A 25,160-nucleotide genomic window follows, 5' to 3' on the forward strand; every position below is an offset into this window, starting at 1 on the left:
CCGAGGGAGGGCGGCATCCGTCGTCTCGGGCCGTCCCACGGCGGTCGGCTGACTAGGCTCGAGGGGTGACGCACATCGATCCCACCGGCACCCAGGTCCATCTCCGTCGCGAGGGCGCGACCGGCGCCGTCACCGCCCAGATCGCCCAGGTAGGCGCCGCGCTGCGCGGCCTCTCGGTCGGCGGCGTCGACATCGTCGCCGGGTATCCCGAGGGCTCCCCGACGCCGTTCGGCAGCGGGATCGTGCTCGCCCCGTGGCCCAACCGCGTGCGCGACGGTCGCTGGACGGACGGCGGCACGACCCGCCAGCTCGACGTCACCGAGCCCGACCGCTCCAACGCGATCCACGGCCTGCTGCGCTATGCGCCGTACGCGATCGACGCCGCCGAGGACGCCGCGACGCTGTCGGCCACCGTCTTCCCGCAGCATGGCTATCCCTACACGCTGCGCACGAGCGTGACCTACGCCCTCACCGACGACGGCATCGAGGTCACGCACGCCGTCGAGAACGTCGGCGACGGCGATGCGGCGGTCGCCCTGGGCACGCACCCCTTCTTCGGCATCGGCGACGTGCCGACCGAGGACCTCACGCTCGTGCTGCCCGCGCAGACCGTGTTCGAGGTCGACGATCGCCTGCTGCCGACGGCCGAGGTGCCGGTGTCCGGACAGTACGACCTGCGCGCCGGCGCGCGCGTCGGAGACCTGGACCTCGACACGGGATTCGGATCGCTCGCGCGCGACGCGGACGGACGCGTCCGCACCACCCTGACCGCTCCGGACGGCCGCCGCGTCACGATGTGGCAGGACGAGAACTGGGGGTACATCCAGGCCTTCAACACCGACGCATACCCCGGCCGCTCCATGGCGATCGCGATCGAGCCGATGACGGCCCCGGCCGACGCGTTCAACTCCGGCCGGGACGTCCGCCGCCTCGCCCCCGGCGAGACCTGGACCGCCCGCTGGGGCGTGTCGTACTCGGCCTGAGGCCGGAGCTCCGGCGGCGCGCCGGGGCACCGTTGCCCGAGACGTGAGCCGGAGCACGGTTCACAATGGGGACATGAGCTACGCCCAGCGGGTCTCGGCCCGCCACCGGGTCGTGCTGCTGCGCCGCGCACGGCGGGTGGCGCTCGTCGCGCTCGCGGCGGGGGCCCTCCTCGCCTCGGAGGTCTCGCTCATCAACCAGCTCGTCTCGCGCGGCGAGGCGGCCGAGGTCGTCCGCTCCGGGGGTCCCGAGGCCGCCGCCGCGCTGCTGCCCGTGCCGGTGATCGTGCAGGTGGAGGCGACGGAGCCTCCCGAGGGATGCGGCGCCGACGGCGCGCTCCGGGCGAAGGACCCGGCGGCCCTCCTCGACGCGTTCGGCGGGGCCAAGGGGATGCACGCCGCGATCCTCGCCGGCGACGCGCCATGCGTGCCGCTGGACGATCCGGCGCTGCCGTGGGTCGTCGTCAACAAGCAGCGGCCGCTCGATCCGATCCGTTACGCGCCGGGGGTACTGGCCGTGCCGCCCTCGCACGTCGTCGAGGGGAGCCTGCGCGCCGACGTCGTCGAGTCGTTCGAGAAGCTGGTCGCCGCGGCGCGGGATGAGGGCTCCGGCAGGCTCGCGCTGTTCAGCGGGTACCGGTCGTACGACGACCAGGTCTCGACCTACGACTCGCAGGTCGGGGCCCGCGGCCAGGAGGACGCCGACGCGCTGTCCGCGCATCCAGGGTTCAGCGAGCACCAGCTCGGCCTCGCCGCCGACGTTGTCGCATGCTCCGACGCGGGATGCGGCACGATCTACGAGTTCGGCGCGACGCCGCAGGGCCGCTGGCTCGTGGAGAACTCGTGGCGCTACGGCTGGATCATCCGCTATGAGAGCGGGCACACGCCGACGACCGGCTACGAGCCGGAGCCATGGCACCTGCGCTACATCGGGCCCGAGCTCGCCGAGGTGTATCACGAGGGCGGCCACCACACGCTCGAGGAGTTCTTCGGCCTGCCCGCCGCGCCCGCGTACGAGTGAGGCTCAGAACAGCCGCGCCGGCTCCGGCGCCACGGCCGCGGCGGCGGCCCTCCCTCGGGAGGTCGTGACGATCCGCGCGGGCGCGGGCCCGCTCGGTCGGCGCCACGGATCGGCGTCGCTGCGGCCGTCGAGCCGATGCGACCGGATGAGCGGACGGATCCGCTGCGCCAGCATCGAGCGATACGCCTGCGGCGCGTTCACCGACGCCCCGGGATAGAGGCCGCGGTACGCCGGCAGCAGCTCGGGATGCTCGCGCGCGAGCCAGCGCATGAACCACGGCTTCACTCCCGGTCGCAGGTGCAGCGCGCCGTGCACGACGCGCGCGGCCCCCGCGGCCTTCACGCGCGCGAGCGCCGAGTCCAGCGCCTCGGGCGAGTCGGTCAGGTGCGGCAGGACAGGCATCATGAACACCGCCACGGGGAAGCCCGCATCCGCCGCGGCGCGCACGGTGTCGAGCCGTGCCTGCGCGGTGGGCGTTCCGGGCTCGATCGCCTGCTGCAGCTCGTCGTCGTAGACCGCGATGGACATGGCGATCGAGATCGGGACCTGGTCGTGCAGCCGCGTCAGCAGTGGAAGGTCGCGGCGCAGCAGGGACCCCTTCGTCAGGATCGAGAACGGCGTGCCCGAATCCGCCAGAGCGGTCCCGATCCCGGGCATCAGCCGGTATCGCCCCTCGGCGCGCTGATACGGATCCGTGTTCGTGCCGAGCGCGACGTGCTCCCGCTTCCAGCTGGGCCGCGCGAGCTCCCGCCGCAGCACCTCGTCGACGTTCACCTTCACCACGATCTGCGAGTCGAAGTCGGCCCCCGCATCCAGGTCCAGATACTCGTGCGTGCCGCGCGCGAAGCAGTAGACGCAGGCATGCGTGCACCCGCGGTAGGGGTTGATCGTCCAGTCGAAGGGCATGCTGCTCGAACGGGGGACATGATTGAGCGCGGACTTGGCCGCGACCTCATGGAACGTGACACCCGCGAACTCCGGCGTCGTGACGGTGCGCACGAGGCCGTCGAGCAGCTCCATGCCGGGCAACGCGTTGTCGTCCGCGACGCCGAGTTCCTGCCCCTGCCACCTCATTCCACAAGTCGAACAAAGATCCGAATTGATGTCAAGGACTATCGAAGATAGATCCAAAGTGTCACGCGGATGGATCCGGGCGGCGCCCGCGACGCGCTTCATGGGCCCTCGGGAGAGATCAGGCAAGAAAGGAGACGGAGAGGAAGACCGCGGCGGTCGCCGCCCAGGACAGCAGGACGAACACCAGGTCCCGCGCCCGCAACGGCACCGGATGCCGCTCGGTGCGGGTGGGGAAGGCGCCGAAGGCGCGGGCGTCCATCGCGAGCGCGACGCGCTCGGCATGCCGGATCGCGCTCGCCAGCAGCGGCACGATGTAGCCCCAGCCGCGCGCGATCCGTCCCCACGGAGCCGCGGCGCCCTGGCCGCGCACGCGATGCGCCGCGCGGATCACCTCGAGCTCGTGCCCGAACCGCGGCACGAAGCGGTACGCCGCGAGTGCCGTGTAGCCGATCCGGTACGGCACGCGCAGGTGCTGCACGCTCGCCCGCACGAGGTCGGGACCCGCCGTGACCACGCCGCTCAGCACCGCGAGCATCACGATCGCCGCGAGGCGCAGCGAGGTCGCGAAGCCGATCGCGAACGCGCCCGCGTGCAGCGTCCATCCGCCGATCCGCAGCATCTCGGGCGTCGCGGCGACCTGGGCCGGATCGACCCACAGCGAGAACCCGAGCCCCACGGCCGCGACGCCGAGCGGCACGCCCGCCAGCAGCCCGGCGGCCAGGCGCCGCGGCAGGCGGGCCCCCGCCGCGAGCACCACCGCGGCCAGGATCAGCATCGCCAGCGGCGTCGCGAGGTCGCGCGTGAAGACCAGCAGGATCATCGCGGGCGCGGTGGCCGCGATGAGCGCCAGCGGATTGAGATGGTGCAGGAAGCGCCACGCCGGCGCGGGCGGCGGCGGCGCGTACGGGTCCGGGAGCTGCCGGGCGTCGTCCGGAGCCGAGACCGCATCCCCCGCACGAGACTGCACGTGTCCGCTGCTGTCTCGGCAGGGCGCTGCGGTCTCGCCGCCCGCCGCGACCGCCGCCTCGGCGCGCAGCGCCCGGTGAACGGGCGGCAGTCGGAGGCCGGCGCGCTCGAGCAGCGCCTCATCCGCGAACACCTCCGCTGTCGCCGCCGCGGCGGCCACGCGGCCGCCGGCGAGCACCACGACGTGCGTGGCGTGCTCGGCGACCAGCTGCAGGTCGTGCGTCACGATGACGACCGTGGTGCCGGCCGCATGCAGCTCGCGCAGCAGCGCGAGGAGCTCCTCCGCGCGGGCGCGATCCTGCCCGAACGTCGGCTCGTCCAGGGCCAGCAGCGCCGGGCCGCCATCGGTGCCGCTCGAGATCAGCGCCGTACCCACCGACAGGCGCCGCTTCTGCCCGCCCGACAGGAGGAACGGATGCGCGTCCGCGCGCTCGGCGAGCCCGAACCGCTCGAGCATGGCGTCCACGCGGCCGCGGATCTCCTCATCGGGCAGGCCGCGCAAGCGCAGTCCGTGCGCGAGCTCGTCGAAGACCGTGCCCGCGACGAACTGGTGCTCGGGGTTCTGGAACACGAAGCCGATGCGGGTCGCGAGGGCCTGCGGCGACGCGGTTCCCGGGTCCAGTCCCGCGACCGAGACGCGTCCCGGCGGGGGAGCGGTCACCCCCGCGATCGCCTGCACGAGCGTCGTCTTGCCCGCGCCGTTCGACCCGATCACGGCCGTGAACGACCCCGCCGGGATGTCGAGGTCGACGTCGCGGAGCACCTCGGCGCGCCCGCGCGCGAGCGTGAGCCCGCGCACCCGCACGAGCGGAGCGGCATCCGGATCGCCGGCGGGACCCCGCAGGAGGTGCGTCGCCGCCGCGTCGCGCTCGGCGGGATCCAGCGCCGCGCGCAGCTCGCCGGGCGTCAGGGGCAGCGGATCGAGCGCCCGGCCGGTCTCGCGCAGGCGCAGGGCGGCGAGCGTCGCGGTGGGCAGCCACACGCCGATCGCGGCGAGCTCCTCGGCGTGGTCGCGCAGCACGGCGGCGGCGGGGCCGTCCGCCGCGACGCTCCCGGTCCCGTCCAGCACGACCACGCGCGTCGCGAGCCCGACCGCCGCGTCCAGGTTGTGCTCCACCAGCACCACCGCGCGGTCCCCCCTCGCGACGACGTCCGCGAGCGCAGCGTACACGTCGTCGATTCCGACCGGATCCAGGTTCGCCGTCGGCTCGTCCAGCACCAGCAGCGGAGATCCCATCGCCAGCGCGCATGCGATGGCGAGGCGCTGACGGCCGCCGCCCGAGAGCCGGTCCGGGTTCCACGCCCGCCGCTCCCACAGCCCCATGCGGCGCAGCGCGGCCTCGGCGCGCGCGAGCACCTCGTCCGCCGGCAGCGTCAGGTTCTCGAGCCCGAACGCGACCTCGTCGAGCAGCGTGCCGGTGACGACCTGGGTATCCGGATCCTGGAACACCATCGCCACGCGCGTGCTGAGCTGGGCGAGCGTGCTCGCGGCGGTGTCGACGCCGTCGATCTCGACCGTGCCCGCGAGCGCCGCGGGCACGGCCTGCGGCACCAGGCCGTTCAGCGCGAGCGCGAGCGTGGACTTCCCGGAACCGCTGGGCCCGAGCAGCAGCACGACCTCGCCGCGCCGCACCTCCAGCGTCACGTCGCGCGGCGTCGGCCGGATCGCGTCGGGATGCGTGATCGAGACGCCGGTCAGGCGCAGCAGCGGGGGATCGGCCGGAGGCACGGGCTCACCCTAGCCGACGGTAAGGGCGCCCTAACCTCCGTGCGCGGCGCGGCCCCGCGCCGGCGGACGCGTGCCGGACGCGACGCCCGCGCGGCCGAGCGCGGCGGAGATGCTCAGTCCGGCGATCGTCCACGCGACGGGTCCCACGACCGCGAGGACGAGGTAGACCAGCTGGACCCATGGCGCGAGCTCGTCGAGGTCGGCGGCGAACGCGACGGCGACGGCGACGAGCGCGCCGATCACCACGGCCGTCGCGATGGCCCGCAGCGGCGCCCAGGACCGGTACCGCGAGATGGCCGCGGAGGCCTCCTGCAGGCCGCCGAACAGCACGGCGGTCGCGAGGAACTGCCACACGTACACCGGCGCGAACGCGCTCGAGACGAGGGCCGCGAGCAGGTGCGTCGCGATCGCGACGCCCGGCAGCCGCAGCAGGCGCTGCGCGATGACGCCGGGCAGCACGTGCGCGCCCAGCACGAAGCCGTAGACCATCGGCGCGGTCGCGAGCACCGCGACCGTGATCCAGCCGGCGAGCGCGCCGAGGAGGCCCGTGCCCACGCCGATGGCCGCGCACACGAGCAGCGTGCGGGTGGACAGCGGCGAGGGCGCCATGTCGCGAGCCTAGGGCAGGTGCGGGCGGGCGCGGCGAGATCAGATCCGCCGGCGGCGCGGCGTGAGCCGCACCTGCGGCATCGGCGGTGCCGGGATGCGCTCCGCGCCGTGCGAGACGACGTGGCCGAACCTCTCCGATCCGGCCTCCCACGCCTCCCGTGCGGCGACGATCTCGTCGTGGTCGCGCCCGACGAAGTTCCACCACATCACGAGGTCCTCGTCGAAGGGCTCCCCGCCGAGCAGGAAGAACATCCCGCCGGTCTCGCTCGAGACGTCGACGCCGGCGCGGTTCACGCCGAGGTAGAAGAGGTCGAGCGGACCGAGCTGCGTCGTCTCCCCGCCGCGGCCCGCATGCACGACCACGTCGCCCTCGACCGCCGCGATCGCGTGCTCCCATTCGGGACGCAGCGGGAGGCGGGTGCGGGATCCGGCCGCCAGGACGACCTCGGCGCCCACGATCGGGGTGTGCACGGTCGCGGGCGAGTCGACACCGGCCAGCTCGCCGACCACGACCGTCGCCGTCGCATCCGGCCCCTCCGCGGCGGGCAGGATCAGCGTAGGCAGGTCCTCGTGGCGCTCGAACGCGGGCCCGCCGTGACGCCGGCTGTCGGGCAGGGCGATCCACAGCTGCAGCGCGTCGAGCGGGCCGGGGCCGTCGCCGACCGAGTACTCCGAGTGCGAGATCCCGTGTCCGGACGTCATGATGTTCAGCACGCCGCGGCGGACGGTCACGTCGCTGGCGATGCTGTCGCGGTGGCGCACCTCGCCGACCAGCGGCCACGTCACGGTCTGCAGCCCGATGTGCGGATGCGGATCGACGCGCATCACGGCGTCCTGCGGCCCGAAGCGGTCGAAGAAGCACCACGCGCCGACGGTGGGCAGATCGCGCTGCGGCAGCGACCGGTGCACCGCCATGGCGCGCACCCCGCCGAGCGGCACCTCGCGCGGGGCGAGCAGCAGCTCGCGCGGACCGTCGCACGCGTCGGACGCGAGGTCCCACGGTGCCGCCTCGGCGTCGTATCGGGTCACGTCACGCCGGCGATTCGCCCTGCGTCGCCGCGTCGAGCGGCGTGCCGCCCGGCCACTCCACGACCGCCCCGGCCACCTCGTTCTTCTGCAGGTACGCCGCGATGAACGGGCACAACGGCACGATCGTGTCGCCGCGCTGCGCGGCATCGGCCAGGGCCTCCGACGCGAGCGTCTCGCCGAGCCCCTTGCCGCGGAAGGCCGGATCGATCTCGGTCCCCGTGAACCGGATCCGCCCCGTGCCCTGCTCGAAGGACGTGTGGCCCGCGAGCGTGCGGTCGTGCGTGTCGTCCGAGAAGTGCAGCTCGTAGCGGCCCGCCTCGTCGTTCCTCGTCACCGTGATCTCCGCCATGGCGGCCACGCTACGGCGTGCGGGGGACATCGGAAAGCGACTCGTCCACACCGGCCGGATGCGGTGCGCCGGCTGCACACCCCGGGACGTGTCGGGGGCGCCGCCTACACTCGAAGGCGTGACCCCGAGCGCCCAGGAATCCCCGTCCGGCTGGGGCTCGTGGGCGCCCGCCGACCCGGCCGATCAGGGCGGTCCGGGCGACTGGATCCCGTACGAGCCGCCGCCGTACGACGAGCCGCCCTACGACCCGTACCTCGACGCCCCGCCGCCCGACGAGTGGGCAGCCCCTCCCGCGGCGCCCGCGTCGGCTCCCGCTCCGGCGGCCTCCGGCGTGCGCCCCGCCGTGTACGCCACGCCCCTCGAAGCCCTCAAGACCGTCTACGGCTTCGACGCGTTCCGCGGCGATCAGCAGGAGATCGTCGAGCACGTGATCGCGGGCGGCGACGCGGTCGTCCTGATGCCCACGGGCGGTGGCAAGAGCGTCTGCTACCAGGTGCCCGCGCTCGTGCGGCCGGGCACGGGGCTGGTGGTCTCGCCGCTCATCGCGCTCATGCACGACCAGGTCGACGCGCTGGTCGCGAACGGCGTGCGGGCGGCGTACCTGAACTCGACGCAGGCGCCGGACGAGCGCGCCCGCGTCGAGCGCGCGTATCTCGCGGGCGAGCTCGACCTGCTCTACGTGGCGCCCGAGCGCCTGGGCGGCGAGGCCACGCTGCGCCTGCTCGAGCGCGGCACCCTCAGCGTGATCGCGATCGACGAGGCGCACTGCGTCTCGCAGTGGGGCCACGACTTCCGTCCCGACTACCTCGCACTCGGCGACCTCGCGCAGCGGTTCCCCGGCGTGCCGCGTCTCGCGCTCACCGCCACCGCCACGCGTGAGACGCACCGCGAGATCACCGAGCGGCTGCGCCTGCCCGACGCCCGGCACTTCGTCGCGAGCTTCGACCGGCCGAACATCCGGTACCGCATCGAGGCCAAGACCGAGCCCCGCGCCCAGCTGCTGGCGTTCATCCGGTCCCAGCCGGAGGGATCCGCGGGCATCGTCTACGCGCTCAGCCGCAAGGCCGTCGAGCAGACGGCCGAGCACCTCGCGCGCCAGGGGATCGACGCGATCCCGTACCACGCGGGTCTCGACGCCGCCACGCGCGCGCGGCACCAGTCGCGGTTCCTGCGCGAGGACGGGGTCGTGGTCGTGGCGACGATCGCGTTCGGCATGGGCATCGACAAGCCCGACGTGCGCTTCGTCGCGCACATCGACCTTCCCAAGTCGGTCGAGGGCTATTACCAGGAGACCGGCCGCGCCGGCCGCGACGGCGAGCCCGCGCAGGCCTGGATGGCCTACGGGCTGGGCGACGTCGTGCAGCAGCGCCGGCTGATCCAGCAGGGCGACGGCGGCCGCGCCATCCAGCAGCGTCAGGGCCAGCACCTCGACGCGATGCTCGCGCTGTGCGAGACGGTCGACTGCCGACGCCAGAACCTGTTGTCGTACTTCGGCCAGCCGTCCGAGCCGTGCGGCAACTGCGACACGTGCCTCACGCCGCCCGAGACGTGGGACGGGCTCGTGCCGGCGCAGAAGCTGCTGTCGACCATCGTGCGCCTCAAGCGCGAGCGCAACCAGGCGTTCGGCGCGGGGCACCTCATCGACATCCTGCGCGGTGCGTCCACCGACCGCCTCCGCAAGATGGGCCACGAGTCGCTCGCGACGTACGGCATCGGGGCCGACCTGTCCGAGCAGGACTGGCGCAGCGTGATCCGGCAGCTGCTGGCGCGCGGGCTGCTCGTGGCGCAGGGCGAATACGGCACGCTCGCACCGAGCGAGACGAGCCCCGGCGTGCTGCGCGGCGAGACCCCGGTGCCGTTGCGCCGCGACGTCATCGGTCGCGTCTCGCGCTCGGGGGGCGGCGCGCGCAAGGTGTCCGCCGCCGCGCAGCTCGCCCCGGAGCACCGCGCCCTGTTCGAGGCCCTGCGCGGATGGCGCACCGAGCAGGCGCGCGAGCAGGGCGTGCCCGCGTACGTCGTGTTCGCCGACGCCACGCTGCGCGCCCTGGCCGAGCGCCGCCCGACGTCCCCCGAGGGACTGGCGGGCATCTCGGGAATCGGCGAGCGCAAGCGCGAGGCCTACGGCGACGCGGTGCTCGCGGTGATCGCCGCGAACTGAGCCGCAACGGGGACTTCTGCCCGGTCCGGGCGGGATTCCGGAAGCGTCCTCTCATCGGCGGCGTGATAGGTTGCCTCGGATATCGCCCGCCTTCGCGCGGGCGCCACGGGGGTGGGGGATCGATGAGCGAGCACGAGCGCGCCGACGCGGCGCCGCCCGGGCAGGGCCCGGCACGCCGCGGCACGTTCCTTCCCGCCGCGGAGCCGATCGCCCCGAAGTCGGTCGAGGAGGCGGGCGACCTCCTCATGCCGGTCTACGCCGAGCCGGTCGTGCACAGCGGCGCGACGCGCGCCGCCGGGGCGCTGCCCGCGGCCCCCGAGCTGTCGTTCGGCGTCGAGGCCGAGCCGGCCGGCCCCTCGCGGCTGCGGCGCGGCGGTCAGATCGCCGCGGCCGGAATGATCGCCGCCCTGGTCGCGGTGGGCGTCGCGGCGTTCGCGCCGTCGCCGCGCGACGGATCGAACTCGGCGTACGACGATCCCGCACTCGCCGACGTCCGGCCTGAGCCGACGGAGACGACCCGGCCGCTCGTCGCCGAGGGCGGTCGCGTGCGTGTCGGCCTGCACGAGGCCGACCGGGATCGGGACGCGCCCGAGGCCCCGGCCGGAGAGGCGCGCGAGGCGAGGGACGGCACCGCACAGGGCGCCGGCGGCGGCTCCTCGCCGACGGCCCCGCAACCGAGCGCCCCGCCCTCGGCCCCCACGTCCACCCCCTCCGGGCCGGCGGACGAGGCATCCGGCTCCGCGGCCGAGCCGCGCCCGACGCCGACCACCTCGACATCCGCCGAGCCGAGGCCGAGCGCCCCGGCCTCGAGCGCACCGGCCCCCACGACCTCGGCCGCGCCGTCGCCGTCCTCCGCGCCCTCGCCGACGACGGCTCCCTCGACGCCCTCCCCGTCGCAGTCCGCGTCCTCCGAGCCCTCGCCGTCCGCCGCGCCGACCCCCACGGCTCCGGCGTCTCTGAAGCACTCGACCAGCTGCCGCACGACGCGCACCGGCCTGCTCGGCCTCGCGACCGCCAATGAGTGCACCGTGACGCTCACGGGCGAGCCGCGAGCGGACGTCCGGATCTCTTACGGCGGTCTCGCCTGGAAGACCGTGACGCTGGATGGATCCGGTCGCGGCGCCGCGACCGCGCGCAGCGCCGACCTGCTGGGCCTGCTCGACCTGGTCGGTCGCGTGCTCGCGGGCGGCGAATTCTCCGCCTCCTACGCCTGACGATCGGTCGTCCCGGCAGCCGCTTCCGGCGGCGTGACACCTTGATACCGATATCTCGCACTCACAGGCTACTGTGAGCTTGGCGACCCGGTGTGTCGGTATCTCGGCATACTCGACGTCGTCGGGCGGGCCTCGCAGGGGAGCGGGGAGCATCCTGCCGTCTCTCGAAACGAACCTTGGAGACTCATGGAAAAGTCAGTGGGGGCCACGACGTCCAGGCGCAGAGCGTCGCGTCGCTGGTACGAAAAAGGGGGACTGACTCCTATCGCCGCACTCACGACAGCGACACTCGTCGCATCGGGAGCTGCGATCGCAGTGAACGGCTCGGCCGATTCGGCATCCGCCGCACCGGGTGACTACACCGACCAGCTGTCCGAGGCGTACGCGGAGACGGTGCTCTCGCACATCGTGTCGCTCGACCTGCTGAACGTGACCGAGGCGCACGCGGCCTATCCGGACGGCGAGCTCTACGTGCAGGGCGACGTCACCGCCGAGGCGCTCAGCACGGTCGATCTCACCATCCCGGCGCTCTCACTTCCGGTGCTCGCACCCGACGGCGAGTCCGGCCTGCTCACGCTCGGCAGCCTCGGCGCCGTCGCGGCGACCGGCGACGTCCGGGGCAATACGAATGAGGCCGCTGCCGCCACGCTCGGCCCGGCCGCCAACGCGATCGCGCAGGCCGGCGTCGTCGGCGAGGACGGCGCGGTCAACCTCGACCCCGCCAGCGCGGGAGACGCCGAACCCACGCGACTCGACGTGATCAGCCTGCTCGACGACCTCGGCCTCGCGGTCCCCGCGGAGAGCGTCATCGACACCGCGGCGCTCGAGATCGGCGCCGTGTCCTCGCGCGCCGAGATCCTCGACGGCGAGCTTCAGATCGGCGACGATCCGGTGCCTGGCGAGTACATGGTGGCCGGCGCCGACATCGTGCTGCACAGCGACGCGATCGCCGGCCTCATCGGCACGCTGAACACGGCCATCCAGGGAACCGGCGGCGTCGCCGACACCGTGGGCGACCTGCTCGACGCGGGCAGTCTGCTGGATGACCTCGTCGGCGGCCTCGACCTCGACGTGCTCGGCCTCGAGGTCTCGACCGCGGGCGGCTCGGTCACGGTCGACGGGCTCGACGACTTCACGGACATCACGGCCGCCGGCATCACCGGCGAGGCGCTGCCGCTCGTCGACCCGGATTCGGGTCTCGAGCTCGGCGCCGTCGACCTCACGACCGGCGAGATCCGCATCGATCTCGAGGCGATCCACGCCCCGAACACGCTCAGCAATCTGCCCGCCAACACGCCGCTGCTCGACGCCGCGACGCTCGCCGGCATCACCGACATGGTGTCCGGCGCGATCGACGCGTTCCTCGACGACCAGATCGCCGAGATCCAGGCCGCGCTCGATGCGGTCACGATCACGGCGAGCCTGCCGATCACGGCCGAGGCGGCCGGCATCGACCTCGTCACGGGCTCGGCGACCGTCACGGCGAACCTGGGACAGGTCATCGACACGGAGGACGGCGCAGACGGCGTCACGGCCGTGACGTCGGGTCTGGCCCTCGCGCCGGGCCTCGCCGACGTGCCGGGCATCGACACGGTCCTCGGTCTGCTCGGGCTCGACCTCGGCACGCTCCTCGGCGACATCACCGGATCGCTCGGTCCGGTGCTCGAGACGGCCCTCGACGGGGTCGTCACGCCGCTGGTGTCCGACCTGCTCGGCGCGGTCGACGACCTGTCGCTCGAACTGGACGTGCTCGACCCGCTGCTGGCCGCGCTGTCGCCGCTGCTGACCACGCTCCAGGGCGTGGTGCTGATCACGATCAACAATCAGCCGACGCCGTATCTCACGGGCGACAACGCCTTCACGGTGGAGGCCGTCAACATCGAGGTGCTCAACGCGGTCGGCGGCGCTCCGATCGTCGACCTCTCGCTCGCGTCGTCGTCGGTGCACGCCCTGGCCGAGGACATCGCGCCCATGCTCGACATCGTGCAGGACGCGGTCGAGCCCGGTGACACGATCGACGTCTCCTCGACGGACTGGGCGCCCGGCACGGACGAGATCACGGTCGAGCTGCGCGATCCGGAAGGCACGGTCGTCGCGACGCAGACGCTGCCCGCGGACGCGACCGGCGCCTTCGAGACGACGTTCACGATCCCGGCCGACGCGGCTTCGGGTGTCTACACGGTGAACGCCACGGACGGCGCGTACGAGGCCGAGGACACAGTCGGCGTCTTCGACCCGTCGGTGACGGCGGACGGCCCGACCGAGGAGGGGGCGGATATGCCCGTGGCCGGCGCGGACTGGCCTCCGGGCGGCACCGTCGAGCTCGTGCTGATCGACCCGGACACGGACGACCCGGTGCCGGGCGCCCAGACCATCACGGTCCCGGTCGGCGAGAACGGCGCGTTCCCCGACGGGACGACCTACCCGATCCCGGCGGGCCTCGCGGACGGCGACTACACGCTGCAGGCGACCGACGGCACGTACACGCGCACCGACACCGTGACCGTGGCAGAGGTCCCCGCGACGCTGAACGTCGTCGAGGACGAGGTCGCTCCCGGTGAGGACGCCACGATCGAGTCGGAGGGCTGGCCTGCCGGCGCGGAGGTCACGGTCGAGCTGCGCGACGCGGAGGGGAACGTCGCGGCCGGGCCGGAGACCGTCACGGCGGATGCCGACGGCGCGTTCACCACGACCCTGACCGTGCCGGCCGACGCGGCTGACGGCACCTACACGGCGTTCGCGACGGATGGCGACGAGGAGGCCAGCGACGACGTCGCGGTCGTCACGCCGGTCCCGACGGTCACCGTCGACGACCCGGTGGCGCCCGGTGACGACGCTCCGGTGGCGGGTGGCGATTGGCCGGCCAACACGGATGTGGAGCTGACGCTGACGGACCCGGAGACGGGCGAGCCGGTGGGCGACACCATCACGGTGACGACGGACGAGAACGGCGACATCCCCGCGGGGACGACGTATCCGATCCCGGATGGCCTGGCGGACGGTGACTACGAGATGGTCGCCACCGACGGCACCAGCACGGCGACGGACACCGTCACGGTCGCGGCCGACGCGGGCGGGGACGAGCCGACCGTGTCGGTGGAGGACCCGGCGGCGCCCGGGACCGACGCCCCGGTGACGGGCGGCGGCTGGCCGCCGAACACGGATGTGGAGCTGACGCTGACGGACCCGGAGACCGGCGAGCCGGTGGGCGACACCATCACGGTGACGACGGACGAGAACGGCGACATCCCGTCGGGCACCACCTATCCGATCCCGGATGGCCTGGCGGACGGCGATTACGAGATGGTCGCCACCGACGGCACCAGCACGGCGACGGACACCGTCACGGTCGCGGCTGACGCGGGCGGGGACGGGCCGACCGTGTCGGTGGAGGACCCGGCGGCGCCGGGCACCGACGCCCCGGTGACGGGCGGCGGCTGGCCGCCGAACACGGACGTGGAGCTGACGCTGACGGACCCGGAGACGGGCGAGCCGGTGGGCGACACCATCACGGTGACGACGGACGAGAACGGCGACATCCCCGCGGGGACGACGTATCCGATCCCGGATGGCCTGGCGGACGGCGATTACGAGATGGTCGCCACCGACGGCACGAGCACCGCGACGGACACCGTCACGGTCGCCGAGGACGCCGGCGCGGGCGGGCCGTCGATCTCGGTCGACGACCCCGTGGCACCCGGTGAGGACGCCACGGTGACCGGCGAGGGCTGGCCGCCGAACACGGACGTCGAGGTCACGCTGACGGACCCGGAGACGGGCGAGCCGGTGGGGCCGACGGTCACTGTGACGTCGGACGTGGACGGCACGTTCACGGTGCCGTACCCGATCCCGGCCGACCTGGCCGACGGCGACTACGACCTCGTGGCGACCGACGGCACCAGCACCGCGACCGACACCGTCACGGTGAGCGCGAGCGGCATCTGGATGGAGCTCGAGTACGACACCCGTGTCTACGGCGAGAACCAGCAGCAGATCGCCTACGGTCACGGCTTCCAGCCGGGCGAGTCGGTGCGCGGCACGATGTACTCGACGCCGCACGACCTCGGCGTCCAGATCGCGGATGCCGACGGTGACGTCACGTTCACGTGGACGATCGACTCGGATCACCAGGTCGCCGTGCACCGCGTGGAACTCGTCGGCGCCGAGTCCGGCTCCGTCGACGCGACGTTCCGGATCGTCGCCGGCAGCGGGCTCGCCGCCACCGGCGTCGACCTGGGGCCGCTCATCCCGATCGCTCTGCTGATCCTCGTCGCGGGCGCCGCGCTGATGATCTCGAAGCGACGGAACGGAGTGAGCACACCCGAGGCGTGATCCGTCCCTCCCCCGGGATGTGAATCCCGACAGACGCCTGTGGCGGTCCGGACCTCTCCGGGCCGCCACAGGTGCGTCCGGCGGCGGATGCGCTGCCGCGCTGCTCGGACGACTGTGGCGGGCGCACATCCGCGTCTCGCACGGTTCGCGACGGTCCTGTGGAAGCCCCACAACCCGCTTCGGTGGGGCTTGTCGCCGTCCTACCGTTGAGGTGATCGCCCGCGTCCGCCCGGCGGAGCGGGATCGCGAAACCCTTCAGCCCGTGAGAGGCAGATATGGCAGACACCGCTGTTCGCCCGCAGGCGTCCGACGCCGACCGCGCCCACGAGGTCGCGTCCGTCGACGCCCCCCGGATCGACATCCCGCTCGTCACCGACCGGCTCCTCGGCACGTGGAGCGACATCCGCCGCACGTCGCGCGAGATGCTCAAGGACTCCGCGTTCTGGCGCATCGACGGCCAGACGCATCACGAGCACCGCGAGCGCGTCTACGGCCAGCTCCAGCTGCTCGTGCAGCACAACTCGATCTCGCGCGCCATGCCGGTCGAGTACGGCGGCGCGAACGACAACGGCGGCAACCTCGCGGGCTTCGAGGAGCTCGTGCTCGCCGACCCGAGCCTGCAGATCAAGGCCGGCGTGCAGTGGGGCCTGTTCACGTCCGCGATCTACCAGCTCGGCACCAAGAAGCACCACGACAAGTGGCTGCCCCCTGCGCTGTCGCTCGAGCTGCCCGGCGCGTTCGCGATGACCGAGACGGGACACGGATCGGATGTCGCCGCGATCGGCACGACCGCGACGTACGACCCCGCGACGGAGGAGTTCGTCATCCACACGCCCTTCCGCGGAGCGTGGAAGGACTACCTCGGCAACGCCGCCGTGCACGGCAAGGCGGCGACGGTGTTCGCGCAGCTCATCACGGGCGGCGTGAACTACGGCGTGCACTGCTTCTTCGTGCCGATCCGGGACGAGCAGGGCGAGTTCCTGCCCGGCGTCGGCGGCGAGGACGACGGCGTCAAGGGCGGCCTGAACGGCATCGACAACGGCCGTCTGCACTTCACCGAGGTGCGCGTGCCGCGCGAGAACCTGCTCAACCGCTATGGCGACGTGGCGGCGGACGGCACGTACTCCAGCCCGATCGCGAGCCCGGGCCGTCGCTTCTTCACCATGCTCGGCGCGCTCGTGCAGGGCCGCGTGTCGCTCGACGGCGCCGCGACGACCGCCTCCGCGCTCGCGTTGAACATCGCCGTCACCTACGGCAACCAGCGCCGCCAGTTCGCCGGCGCGACGGGCGCGGAGACCGTGCTGCTCGACTACGGCAAGCACCAGCGCCGCCTGCTGCCGCGCCTGGCCACCACGTACGCGCAGGCCTTCGCGCACGACGAGCTGCTGAGGAAGTTCGACGGCGTGTTCGGCGGCACGGCCGACACCGAGGAGAACCGCGAGGACCTCGAGACGCTCGCGGCCGCGCTGAAGTCGCTGTCGACCTGGCACGCGCTCGACACGATCCAGGAGGCGCGCGAAGCGTGCGGCGGATCCGGATTCCTCGCCGAGAACCGCCTCGTGAGCCTGCGCTCCGACCTCGACGTCTACGTGACGTTCGAGGGCGACAACAACGTCCTGCTGCAGCTGGTCGGCAAGCGCCTGCTCGGGGACTACGCCAAGCAGTTCAAGGGCAAGGCGTCCAAGGAGATCGCCGCGTTCGTGGTCGGCCAGACGGCGGGCAAGGTGTTCCACGGCGCGGGCCTACGCCAGCTGGGTCAGGCCGTGGCGGACCTCGGTCAGGTCGCCCGCTCCGTCGAGCTCGGCCTGCGGGCCAAGGACCAGCACGAGCTGCTCACCGGGCGCGTGCAGCAGATGGTGGCCGACGTCGCCGGCCGCCTGCGCGCGGCGTCCAAGCTGCACCCCGAGGCCGCCGCGGCCCTGTTCAACGAGAACCAGGTCGAACTGCTCGAGGCCGCCCGCGCACACGCCGAGCTGCTGCAGTGGGAGGCGTTCACGGACGTCGTCGCCTCGATCGAGGACGAGGGCACCAAGCAGGTGCTGGGCTGGATGCGCGATCTGTTCGGGCTGAACCTGATCGAGAAGCACCTGTCGTGGTACCTGCTGCACGGGCGCCTGTCGAACCAGCGCGCGCTGGCCGTGACGCGCTACATCGACCGCCTCTGCCTGCGCCTGCGCCCGCACGCGCAGGACCTCGTGGACGCGTTCGGCTTCGCGCCCGAGCACGTCCGGGCGCCCATCGCCTCCGGCGCGGAGAAGGAGCGCCAGGACGAGGCCGCCGCGCACCACGCGGCCCAGGTCGCGCGCGGCGAGGCCCCCGCCAAGGAGAAGAAGCCCGCCAAGCGCTGAGCGCGCGCATCGCCCCGCGGGCCCGAGGTCGAGCGACCTCGGGCCCGCGTCGCGTCGGGGGAGAGGTGCCCCGGCAGTCATTGGGTGGCCGTCCGACCGCCGATTAGGATAGCCGCCAGAACGGGCCGAGGGGGTGCGGGATGGTGTCGTGGCTGCACGTGCGCCCGCGCACGCTCGTCGGCGCCGCGATCGTCACGGTCGCCGCCGTCGGCATCACCACGATGGCCGTCGCTTACGAGGGCAATCCGACGACCGAGCTGGATCTGCATGACGGCTCGGTCTGGATCACCAAGGCCAACGCCCGGCTCGTCGGGCACTTCAACGCCGAGTCGCGGGTGCTCGACGGGCAGCTGCTCGCGGGCGGTGCCGACTACGACGTGCTGCAGGACGGCGCGCGCGTGCTGGTCGCCGACGCCACGGAGTCCACGGTCGGATCGGTCGACGTGGCGGCGATGGCCGTCGGCGACAGCGTGCAGGTGCCGGCGGACGCGGTCGTCGACTACGCCGCGAGCACCGTGGCGATCCTGGATCCGGAGAAGGGCGCGCTGTACGTCGTGCCGTTCGGCGGGCTCGCGTCGTTCAACGCGGGCGAGACCAAGCCCGTGCTGGACAAGCTCGGCGAGAACGCCGCGGTCACGGTGGGTCGCGACGGCAAGGCGCACGTGGCGTCGCCCGCGCGCGGCGCGGTCTTCACGGTGCCCGTCACCGCCGAGGGCGAGCCCGACACCAAGGCGATCGCCGAGCAACGGCTCGAGGACGTGGCCGAGGACGCGACCGTGCAGGTGACAGCTGTCGGCGAGCGCCCCGTCGTGCTCGACGAGGACACGGGATCCGTCACGGTCGCAGGCTCGCCGACCGTCGCGATCGACGAGCCGGAGGACGCGCGGCTGGCGCTCGACGCCGCCGACGGCGAGGCGGTCCTGGTCGCGACCCGCACGGAGCTGCTGAGCATTCCGCTCGACGGCGCGGAGCCCACAGCGACAACGGCGGGAGGTTCGGGGCTGCCGACCGCTCCGGTGTGGCTGAACGGATGCGCCTACGCCGCGTGGGACGAATCGGGACGGTTCCTGAGGGACTGCGTCGGCGCCGCATCGGATCTGCCGCCCGCGCAGATCAGCGAGTACGAGGCGGACGGCGGTCCGCTGCGGTTCCGGGTGAACCGCGACGTCGTGCTGCTGAACAGCGTGCTGAGCGGCGCCGCCTGGTTCGCGAGCGACAAGCTGCAGCGCGTCGACAACTGGGAGGACCTGCTCCCGCCCAAGAGCGAGGAAGGCGTCGAGACCCCGGACGACACGACCGTGAACGTGCCGCAGGCGACGCCGCCGGATCGCGGCCGCGACAACACCCCGCCCGAGGCGCACGGCGACGAGTTCGGCGTGCGCGCGGGGGCGTCGACGATCCTGCCCGTCCTCGACAACGACAGCGACGCCGACGGCGACGTGCTGACGATCGCGCTCCCGGCGAAGTCGCCGCCGGGCGTCGACATCCAGCCCATCAACGACGGCTCGGCGCTGCAGATCAAAGTCGACGAGGGCGTGACGAGCATCCCGTCCTTCCGCTACGACGTGAGCGACGGGCGCCGAGACGGCGAGGCGAGCGCGTCGGTCGCCGTCGCCGTGCATCCGGAGAGCGAGAACGCCGCCCCGGTGCTGCAGGAGGACCTGCAGGTCGCCGTGCCGGTCGAGTCGGGCGGCACCGTGACCTACAACGTGCTGCCCGACTGGATCGATCCCGACGGCGACGACATCTATCTCGAGTCGGTGACGCCGCTCGAGGGCGACACGGCGAAGTTCACCGCCGACGGACGCGTCGTCTACAGCGCGCTGTCGGGCACCACCGGGCTGATCGAGGTGCCGGTCACGGTGTCGGACGGCGACAAGACCATGGCCGACTTCTTCCGGCTCCAGGTCACCGCGGCCGGCACGACGCCGCCGATCGCGAACGCCGATCACCTGGTGGTCGATGCCGGCGAGGTGGGCACGGTGGATCCGCTCGCGAACGACCTCAGCGCGAGCGACGCGCCGCTCGAGCTCGTGCAGGTCTCCGAGGTCAAGGGCGCCTCGATCGTGCCCGAGTTCACCGACGGCACGTTCACGTTCCAGTCCGGGCAGGAGGGCACGTACTACGTCGACTACCTCGTGACGACCTCGGGCACCGAGCCGGTGCCGGGCGTCGTCCGCGTGGACGTCGTCAAGCCCGAGAAGACGGACGCGCCCCCCGTGGCGGTGCGCGACGTCGCCCTGCTGCCGTCGGGCGGCGACGCGCTCGTGAACGTGCTCGCGAACGACTCGGACCCCGCGGGCGGCGTGCTCGTCGTGCAGTCCGTCGAGGCCGACCCCGCCGGCGGGCTGTCGGTGTCCGTGATCGGGCACGAGACGCTGCGCGTGACCGACCGCGGCATGTCGGCCGAGGGCGGGCACGTCGAGATCGGGTACATGATCTCGAACGGCGTCGCCGAGCCGGTGAAGGGCGAGGTCATCGTGATCGCGCTGCCGAAGCAGGCGAAGCAGCTGCCGCCCGTCCTGAATCCCGACGCGGCGATCGTGCGGGTCGGAGACGTGGTGACGATCCCCGTCCTGGAGAACGACTACCACCCGAACGACGACGAGATCGACCTCGTTCGGGAGCTGTCGGATCAGCAGGGAGTGCCGGGCGAGGCGTTCACGTCCGAGAACGAGGTGCGCTTCCGGGCGGGGGACGAGCCGGGCCAGGCGCGCGTGACCTACGAGGCGGTGGACAGCACCGGGCAGGGGTCGTCGAGCCAGGTCGAGATCCAGGTGCTCCCGATGGACGCCGAGAACAACAGCGCGCCGCGTCCCCGCGATGTCGAGGCGCGCGCGCTGGACGGATCGAAGACGACGATCCGGATCCCGCTCGACGGCATCGACCAGGACGGCGACTCGGTGGAGCTGCTCGGCATCGTGGGCGCCGGGCCCAAGCTCGGGACGATCACGGAGCAGAAGGCCGACAGCCTGACGTATGAGGCGCGCGCGGGCGTCGCGGGCCTGGACACGTTCACCTACCGCGTGCGCGACAGCCTGGGCGCCGAGGGGCGCGCGACCATCCGGGTCGGCATCGCGACCGCGTCGGACGAGAACCAGGCGCCGTACGCGGTGCAGGACGAGCTGGCCATGCGGCCCGGTCGCGTGGTGGCGGCGCCCGTGCTCGAGAACGACTCGGATCCGGATGGCGACCTGATCGGCCTCGTCCAGGGCGACGGCGGGCTCATCCTGGGCGACGATCCCCTCGTCGAGGCCTCGGTGCTGGACGACCGCGTGGAGGTCACGGCTCCGGACACCGCGCTGCAGACGACGCTGCAGTACCGCGTGCAGGACGAGCGCAAGGCCGAGTCGCTCGGTGTGCTGCAGATCAAGGTCGACGACGAGGTGCCCCTGGAGTACCCGATCGCCCGGGACGACCGGGTGCTGATCGAGGACGTCGATCCCGCCGACAGGACCGCCGAGGTCGAGCCGCTCGTCAACGACGAGGACCCCGACGGCACGGCCCGGATCCTCGAGATGGAGCTCGACTCCGCCGCCGAGGGCATCCGCTCCACCGGCGACGGCACGCTGCAGGTCGAGATCCAGGAGAAGCGCCGCCTGATCGGCTACACGGTCACGGACCAGGACGATCAGAGCACGCGCGCCTTCATCCACGTCCCCGGGCAGCAGGATCTGGTCCCGACGCTGATGTCGACGGAGCCCGTGCGGGTCGAGAGCGGCGAGACCAGGGAGATCCGGCTCGCGGACCACGTCAAGACGCCCACCGGCAAGGACGTCCGTCTCACGCAGACCGACACGGTCTCGGCCGGTCACAGCGACGGCAGCTCGCTCGTGATCGACCCGCAGACGCTCGTCTACACGTCCGCGGAGCGCTACGGCGGTCCCGACGCCATCACCTTCGAGGTCACGGACGGCGAGAACGCGGACGATCCGGACGGCCGGGTCGCGACGCTGTCGATCCCGATCATCGTCGACCCGCCGGCGAACCGCGCCCCGGAGATGTCCGGCGCGTCGGTGCGCGTGGGAGCCGGCGACGAGGAGGCGGGCACCGTCGAGCTCAGCGGCCTCGCGACCGACCTCGACAACGACCCGCTGAGCTTCGAGCTGGCCGGCGACCCGCCGGAGGGACTGGACGCGGCGATCGACGGCACGCGGCTGTCGGTGACCGCGGGCGCGGATCAGAAGGGCACGGTCGCCGACATCCGGGTCCGCGTGGACGACGGCGAGGACAACCCCCTCGATCCCGAGCCGGTCGTCGCGACCATCGAGGTGACGGTCACCGCGTCCACACGCGAGCCGCCGACCGCGACCGACGACAGCTATCCGGAGTGGGATCAGGGCGAGACGCTGACGGCGGACGTCCTGACGAACGACTACAACCCGTTCAAGGGCGAGGCCCCGCTCGAGGTCGTCGACGCCGTGCTCGAGACCGGCACGGCGCGGGACGCCGAGGTGTCGTACGACGCCGACAGCGTGCTGGTGACCCCCGATCCGGAGTACCACGGGCGCCTGGTGGTGCGGTACACGGTGCAGGACAAGACCGGCGATCCGGATCGGACGGCGCAGGCGCGCGTGAACGTGACGGTGCAGGGGCGCCCCGACGCGCCGGGCAAGCCGTCCGCGTCGAACGTGGAGAGCCGCGAGGTGACGCTGAGCTGGGATCCGCCCGCCGACAACGGCGCGAAGATCACGGGCTACACGGTCACCGCGGTCAAGGGCGGCGCGTACACGAAGAACTGCCCGACCACGACGTGCCGGCTCGACGGACTGACGAACAACGTCAAGTACGCGTTCACCGTGACGGCCGCCAACACGGTCGGCGATTCCGATCCGTCGCCCCAGAGCGTCGAGGTGCGACCCGACGCCCGCCCGGACACGCCGCTCGCGCCGGCGGTGCCCGGGTTCGGCGACGGCACGCTGAAGGTCACGTGGCAGCGGCCCGCGACCGAGGGATCCCCGGTCAAGGCGTATCTGCTCGAGATCAAGCCCGCTCCCGCCAGCGGCATCAGCCGCGTGCGCGTGGAGTCGACCGCCGCCTCGGTGACCCGCGAATGGGGCGGCCTGAGCAACGGCGTCTCGTACCGGTTCCGGGTGCAGGCCATCAACGACGCCCCGGAGCCCTCGGACTGGAGCACGTGGTCGGCGGGCAGCACCCCGGCCAAGCCGCCGGCGGCGCCGTCGATCACCTCGGTGACGCGGTCGGGATCCATCGGCGCCGAGCCGGGCCCCGTCACGGTCACCTGGAACGCGATCGTGCCGCCCGACGACGGCGGCGACGCCGTGGACTCGTACCAGCTGCAGGTGCTCAAGGGCGGCGCGGCGTTCAAGTCGATCTCGACCACCGCGACCACGGCGTCGGTCACGCTTCCCGTCGACCAGGCCGACTACACGTTCCGCGTGCGCGCCGAGAACAAGGCCCCCGGCTGGGGCGCGTGGGGGCCGCAGAGCGGCGGCCTGCGCTCGTTCACATCGCCCGGCGCGCCCGGCACCCCCGGCGTCACCCCGCAGGACCGGCAGATCACCGCGTCGTGGACGCCGGCGACGGCCGGCGGCACGACGGACGTCCGCTACCAGTACAGCGTGAACGGCGGCGCCTGGACCGACAACGGCGCCAGCACGTCCGTGGTGATCGGCGGCCTCCAGAACGGCTCGGAGTACCGCGTCGCGGCGCGCGCCGTAGCCGTGGCGAACGGGGAGCAGTCCAACCCCGGCCCGTCCTCGGCGCAGTCCGCGGCCGCCAAGCCCTTCGGCCCGCCGCACGCGCCGAGCGTCTCCGCACAGCAGGCAGGGGCGCGCGGCAAGATGATCCGCTGGGAGTGGCACAAGCCGGGCGACAACGGACGCAGGATCGTCGCGCTGCGGATCCGCATCGACGGGGGCGGGTGGCAGAGCAGGCCCCTCGACGGATCGGAGGCCGTCGAGTACGGGTGGGGCAGCTCGCACAGCATCGAGGCGCAGGCGCAGGACGAGACGGGCGTCTGGGGCGCGGTCGGAGGACCCGCACGCGCGAGCACCGCGGCGGAGCCCCGCAATCCGTCGGGGACGGTGAGCAACTCCGGCGTGAACCACGGCTATGGCGGCAACTGCGGCTCCGGACAGTGCTACTACCTGCAGCTGAACTACCAGGACCTGCCAGGCGGGAGCTACAGCGTCTCGTGCTACGACCGGGACTCCGACGCGAACGGATTCGGCACGTGGAACGGTCCCCTGTCCGGGAACGGAAGTCAGCGGATGAACTGCTACTACGGATTCCGGGGCCATGACGTGCGCCTGCACGTCCGGGGACCGGGCGTCGACTTCTGGACGCCCTGGTGGACGTGGCAGCAATGACACCCCTTCCGGGGACCGACGATGGCGATGACAAGGATGAACGCATGACGATGACGCCCGAACAGGCCGCGTGGTTCCAGGGGACCTTCACCCGCCTGGTCGACAACGTCGACAGGGCGCTGATGGGCAAGCGCGAGATCGTGAGCCTGGTGCTCGCGGCCATGCTCGCCGAGGGCCACGTGCTGCTCGAGGACGCGCCGGGCACGGGCAAGACGAGCCTGGCGAAGGCCCTCGCCGCGACGGTCCAGGGCACCTCCAACCGGATCCAGTTCACCCCCGATCTGCTGCCGAGCGACGTCACGGGCGTGACGATCTACGACCAGCAGTCGCACACCTTCGAGTTCCACCGCGGCCCGGTGTTCGCGTCGATCGTGCTCGCGGACGAGATCAACCGCGCCTCGCCGAAGACCCAGTCGGCGCTGCTGGAGGTGATGGAGGAGTCGCGCATCACGGTCGACGGCACGCCCCATGAGGTCGGGCGTCCCTTCCTGGTCATCGCGACCCAGAACCCGATCGAGCAGGCGGGCACGTACAAGCTGCCGGAGGCGCAGCTCGACCGGTTCCTGGTGAAGACCTCGATCGGCTATCCGACGCTGGAGGTGACCGAGCGGATCCTCGCCGGGTCCGCCGATCGCAATCCGTCGGCCGGCCTCAGCGCCATCATCACCACGAGCGCGGTGTCGGACATGGCCGACCTCGCCGCGACCGCGCACGTCGAGGCCGCGGTGCTGCGCTACGCCGCGGAGCTCGCGGAGGAGACCCGCGCCGACAAGGACGCGCGTCTGGGCGTCTCGGTGCGCGGCGCGATCGCGATCGTGCGTCTGGCGAAGGTGTGGGCGGCGGCGCAGGGGCGCCATTACGTGATCCCCGACGACATCAAGTCGCTCGCGCAGCCCGTGTGGGCGCACCGCCTGGTGATGGACCCGGAGGCCGAGTTCGTCGGCACGACGCCCGAGTCCGTCATCGCGCGCGTGCTCGAGAAGGTCTCGGCGCCGCAGACCCGCAGCGCCGCCTGAGCC

The 25,160-nt window shown here is 72.8% G+C and carries 13 protein-coding genes; 8 read left to right on the forward strand and 5 right to left on the reverse strand.

The window, feature by feature from the left end:
- Nucleotides 1–65: 65 nt before the first annotated feature.
- Entirely contained in the window at nucleotides 66–983 is a 918-nt protein-coding gene (locus tag AAD528_RS11635; RefSeq protein ID WP_345752242.1) for an aldose 1-epimerase family protein, read from the forward strand.
- 73 nt (nucleotides 984–1,056) lie between these two features.
- On the forward strand, nucleotides 1,057–2,001 hold the full coding sequence (locus AAD528_RS11640) for a M15 family metallopeptidase (protein ID WP_345752243.1): 945 nt from the start codon (nucleotides 1,057–1,059) through the stop codon (nucleotides 1,999–2,001).
- A 3-nt stretch (nucleotides 2,002–2,004) separates the two neighbouring features.
- Here AAD528_RS11640 and AAD528_RS11645 read toward each other — a convergent pair whose 3' ends face one another.
- The 5 genes from AAD528_RS11645 to AAD528_RS11665 form a co-directional block, all read right to left on the reverse strand.
- Nucleotides 2,005–3,075 (reverse strand): Rv2578c family radical SAM protein, encoded by a 1,071-nt coding sequence (locus AAD528_RS11645; RefSeq protein ID WP_345752244.1) that lies wholly within the window; start codon nucleotides 3,073–3,075, stop codon nucleotides 2,005–2,007.
- Between the two features lie 118 nt (nucleotides 3,076–3,193).
- Nucleotides 3,194–5,770: an ATP-binding cassette domain-containing protein gene (locus AAD528_RS11650; protein ID WP_345752245.1), complete on the reverse strand. Its 2,577-nt coding sequence runs from the start codon at nucleotides 5,768–5,770 to the stop codon at nucleotides 3,194–3,196.
- 30 nt (nucleotides 5,771–5,800) lie between these two features.
- Nucleotides 5,801–6,379 carry an ECF transporter S component gene (locus AAD528_RS11655; RefSeq protein ID WP_345752246.1) on the reverse strand — a complete coding sequence of 193 codons (579 nt, stop codon included), beginning with the start codon at nucleotides 6,377–6,379 and terminating at the stop codon, nucleotides 5,801–5,803.
- 39 nt (nucleotides 6,380–6,418) lie between these two features.
- A complete protein-coding gene (locus AAD528_RS11660; protein WP_345752247.1) occupies nucleotides 6,419–7,408 on the reverse strand; it encodes a pirin family protein in 990 nt (329 codons plus the stop codon).
- A gap of 1 nt (nucleotide 7,409) precedes the next feature.
- Nucleotides 7,410–7,757, reverse strand: a complete 348-nt coding sequence (locus AAD528_RS11665) for a GNAT family N-acetyltransferase (protein ID WP_345752248.1) — start codon at nucleotides 7,755–7,757, stop codon at nucleotides 7,410–7,412.
- A gap of 118 nt (nucleotides 7,758–7,875) precedes the next feature.
- Here AAD528_RS11665 and recQ point away from each other — a divergent pair, with 118 nt between their 5' ends.
- The 6 genes from recQ (at nucleotide 7,876) to AAD528_RS11695 (ending at nucleotide 25,157) form a co-directional block, all read left to right on the forward strand.
- Nucleotides 7,876–9,915, forward strand: coding sequence for a DNA helicase RecQ (recQ, locus tag AAD528_RS11670; RefSeq protein WP_375339612.1), 2,040 nt, complete (start codon nucleotides 7,876–7,878; stop codon nucleotides 9,913–9,915).
- 122 nt (nucleotides 9,916–10,037) lie between these two features.
- Complete coding sequence (locus tag AAD528_RS11675; protein WP_345752249.1) at nucleotides 10,038–11,129, forward strand: hypothetical protein; 1,092 nt, start codon at nucleotides 10,038–10,040, stop codon at nucleotides 11,127–11,129.
- Between the two features lie 315 nt (nucleotides 11,130–11,444).
- Nucleotides 11,445–15,461 (forward strand): choice-of-anchor G family protein, encoded by a 4,017-nt coding sequence (locus AAD528_RS11680; RefSeq protein ID WP_345752250.1) that lies wholly within the window; start codon nucleotides 11,445–11,447, stop codon nucleotides 15,459–15,461.
- 275 nt (nucleotides 15,462–15,736) lie between these two features.
- A complete protein-coding gene (locus AAD528_RS11685; protein ID WP_345752251.1) occupies nucleotides 15,737–17,809 on the forward strand; it encodes an acyl-CoA dehydrogenase family protein in 2,073 nt (690 codons plus the stop codon).
- Between the two features lie 140 nt (nucleotides 17,810–17,949).
- Nucleotides 17,950–24,141, forward strand: a complete 6,192-nt coding sequence (locus tag AAD528_RS11690; RefSeq protein ID WP_345752252.1) for an Ig-like domain-containing protein — start codon at nucleotides 17,950–17,952, stop codon at nucleotides 24,139–24,141.
- Nucleotides 24,142–24,185: 44 nt separating this feature from the next.
- Entirely contained in the window at nucleotides 24,186–25,157 is a 972-nt protein-coding gene (locus AAD528_RS11695) for an AAA family ATPase (protein ID WP_345752253.1), read from the forward strand.
- Nucleotides 25,158–25,160 lie beyond the last annotated feature (3 nt).

The sequence above is a fragment of the Microbacterium rhizophilum genome (assembly GCF_039605615.1).
In the GTDB taxonomy this organism is placed as follows: Bacteria; Actinomycetota; Actinomycetes; order Actinomycetales; family Microbacteriaceae; genus Microbacterium; species Microbacterium rhizophilus.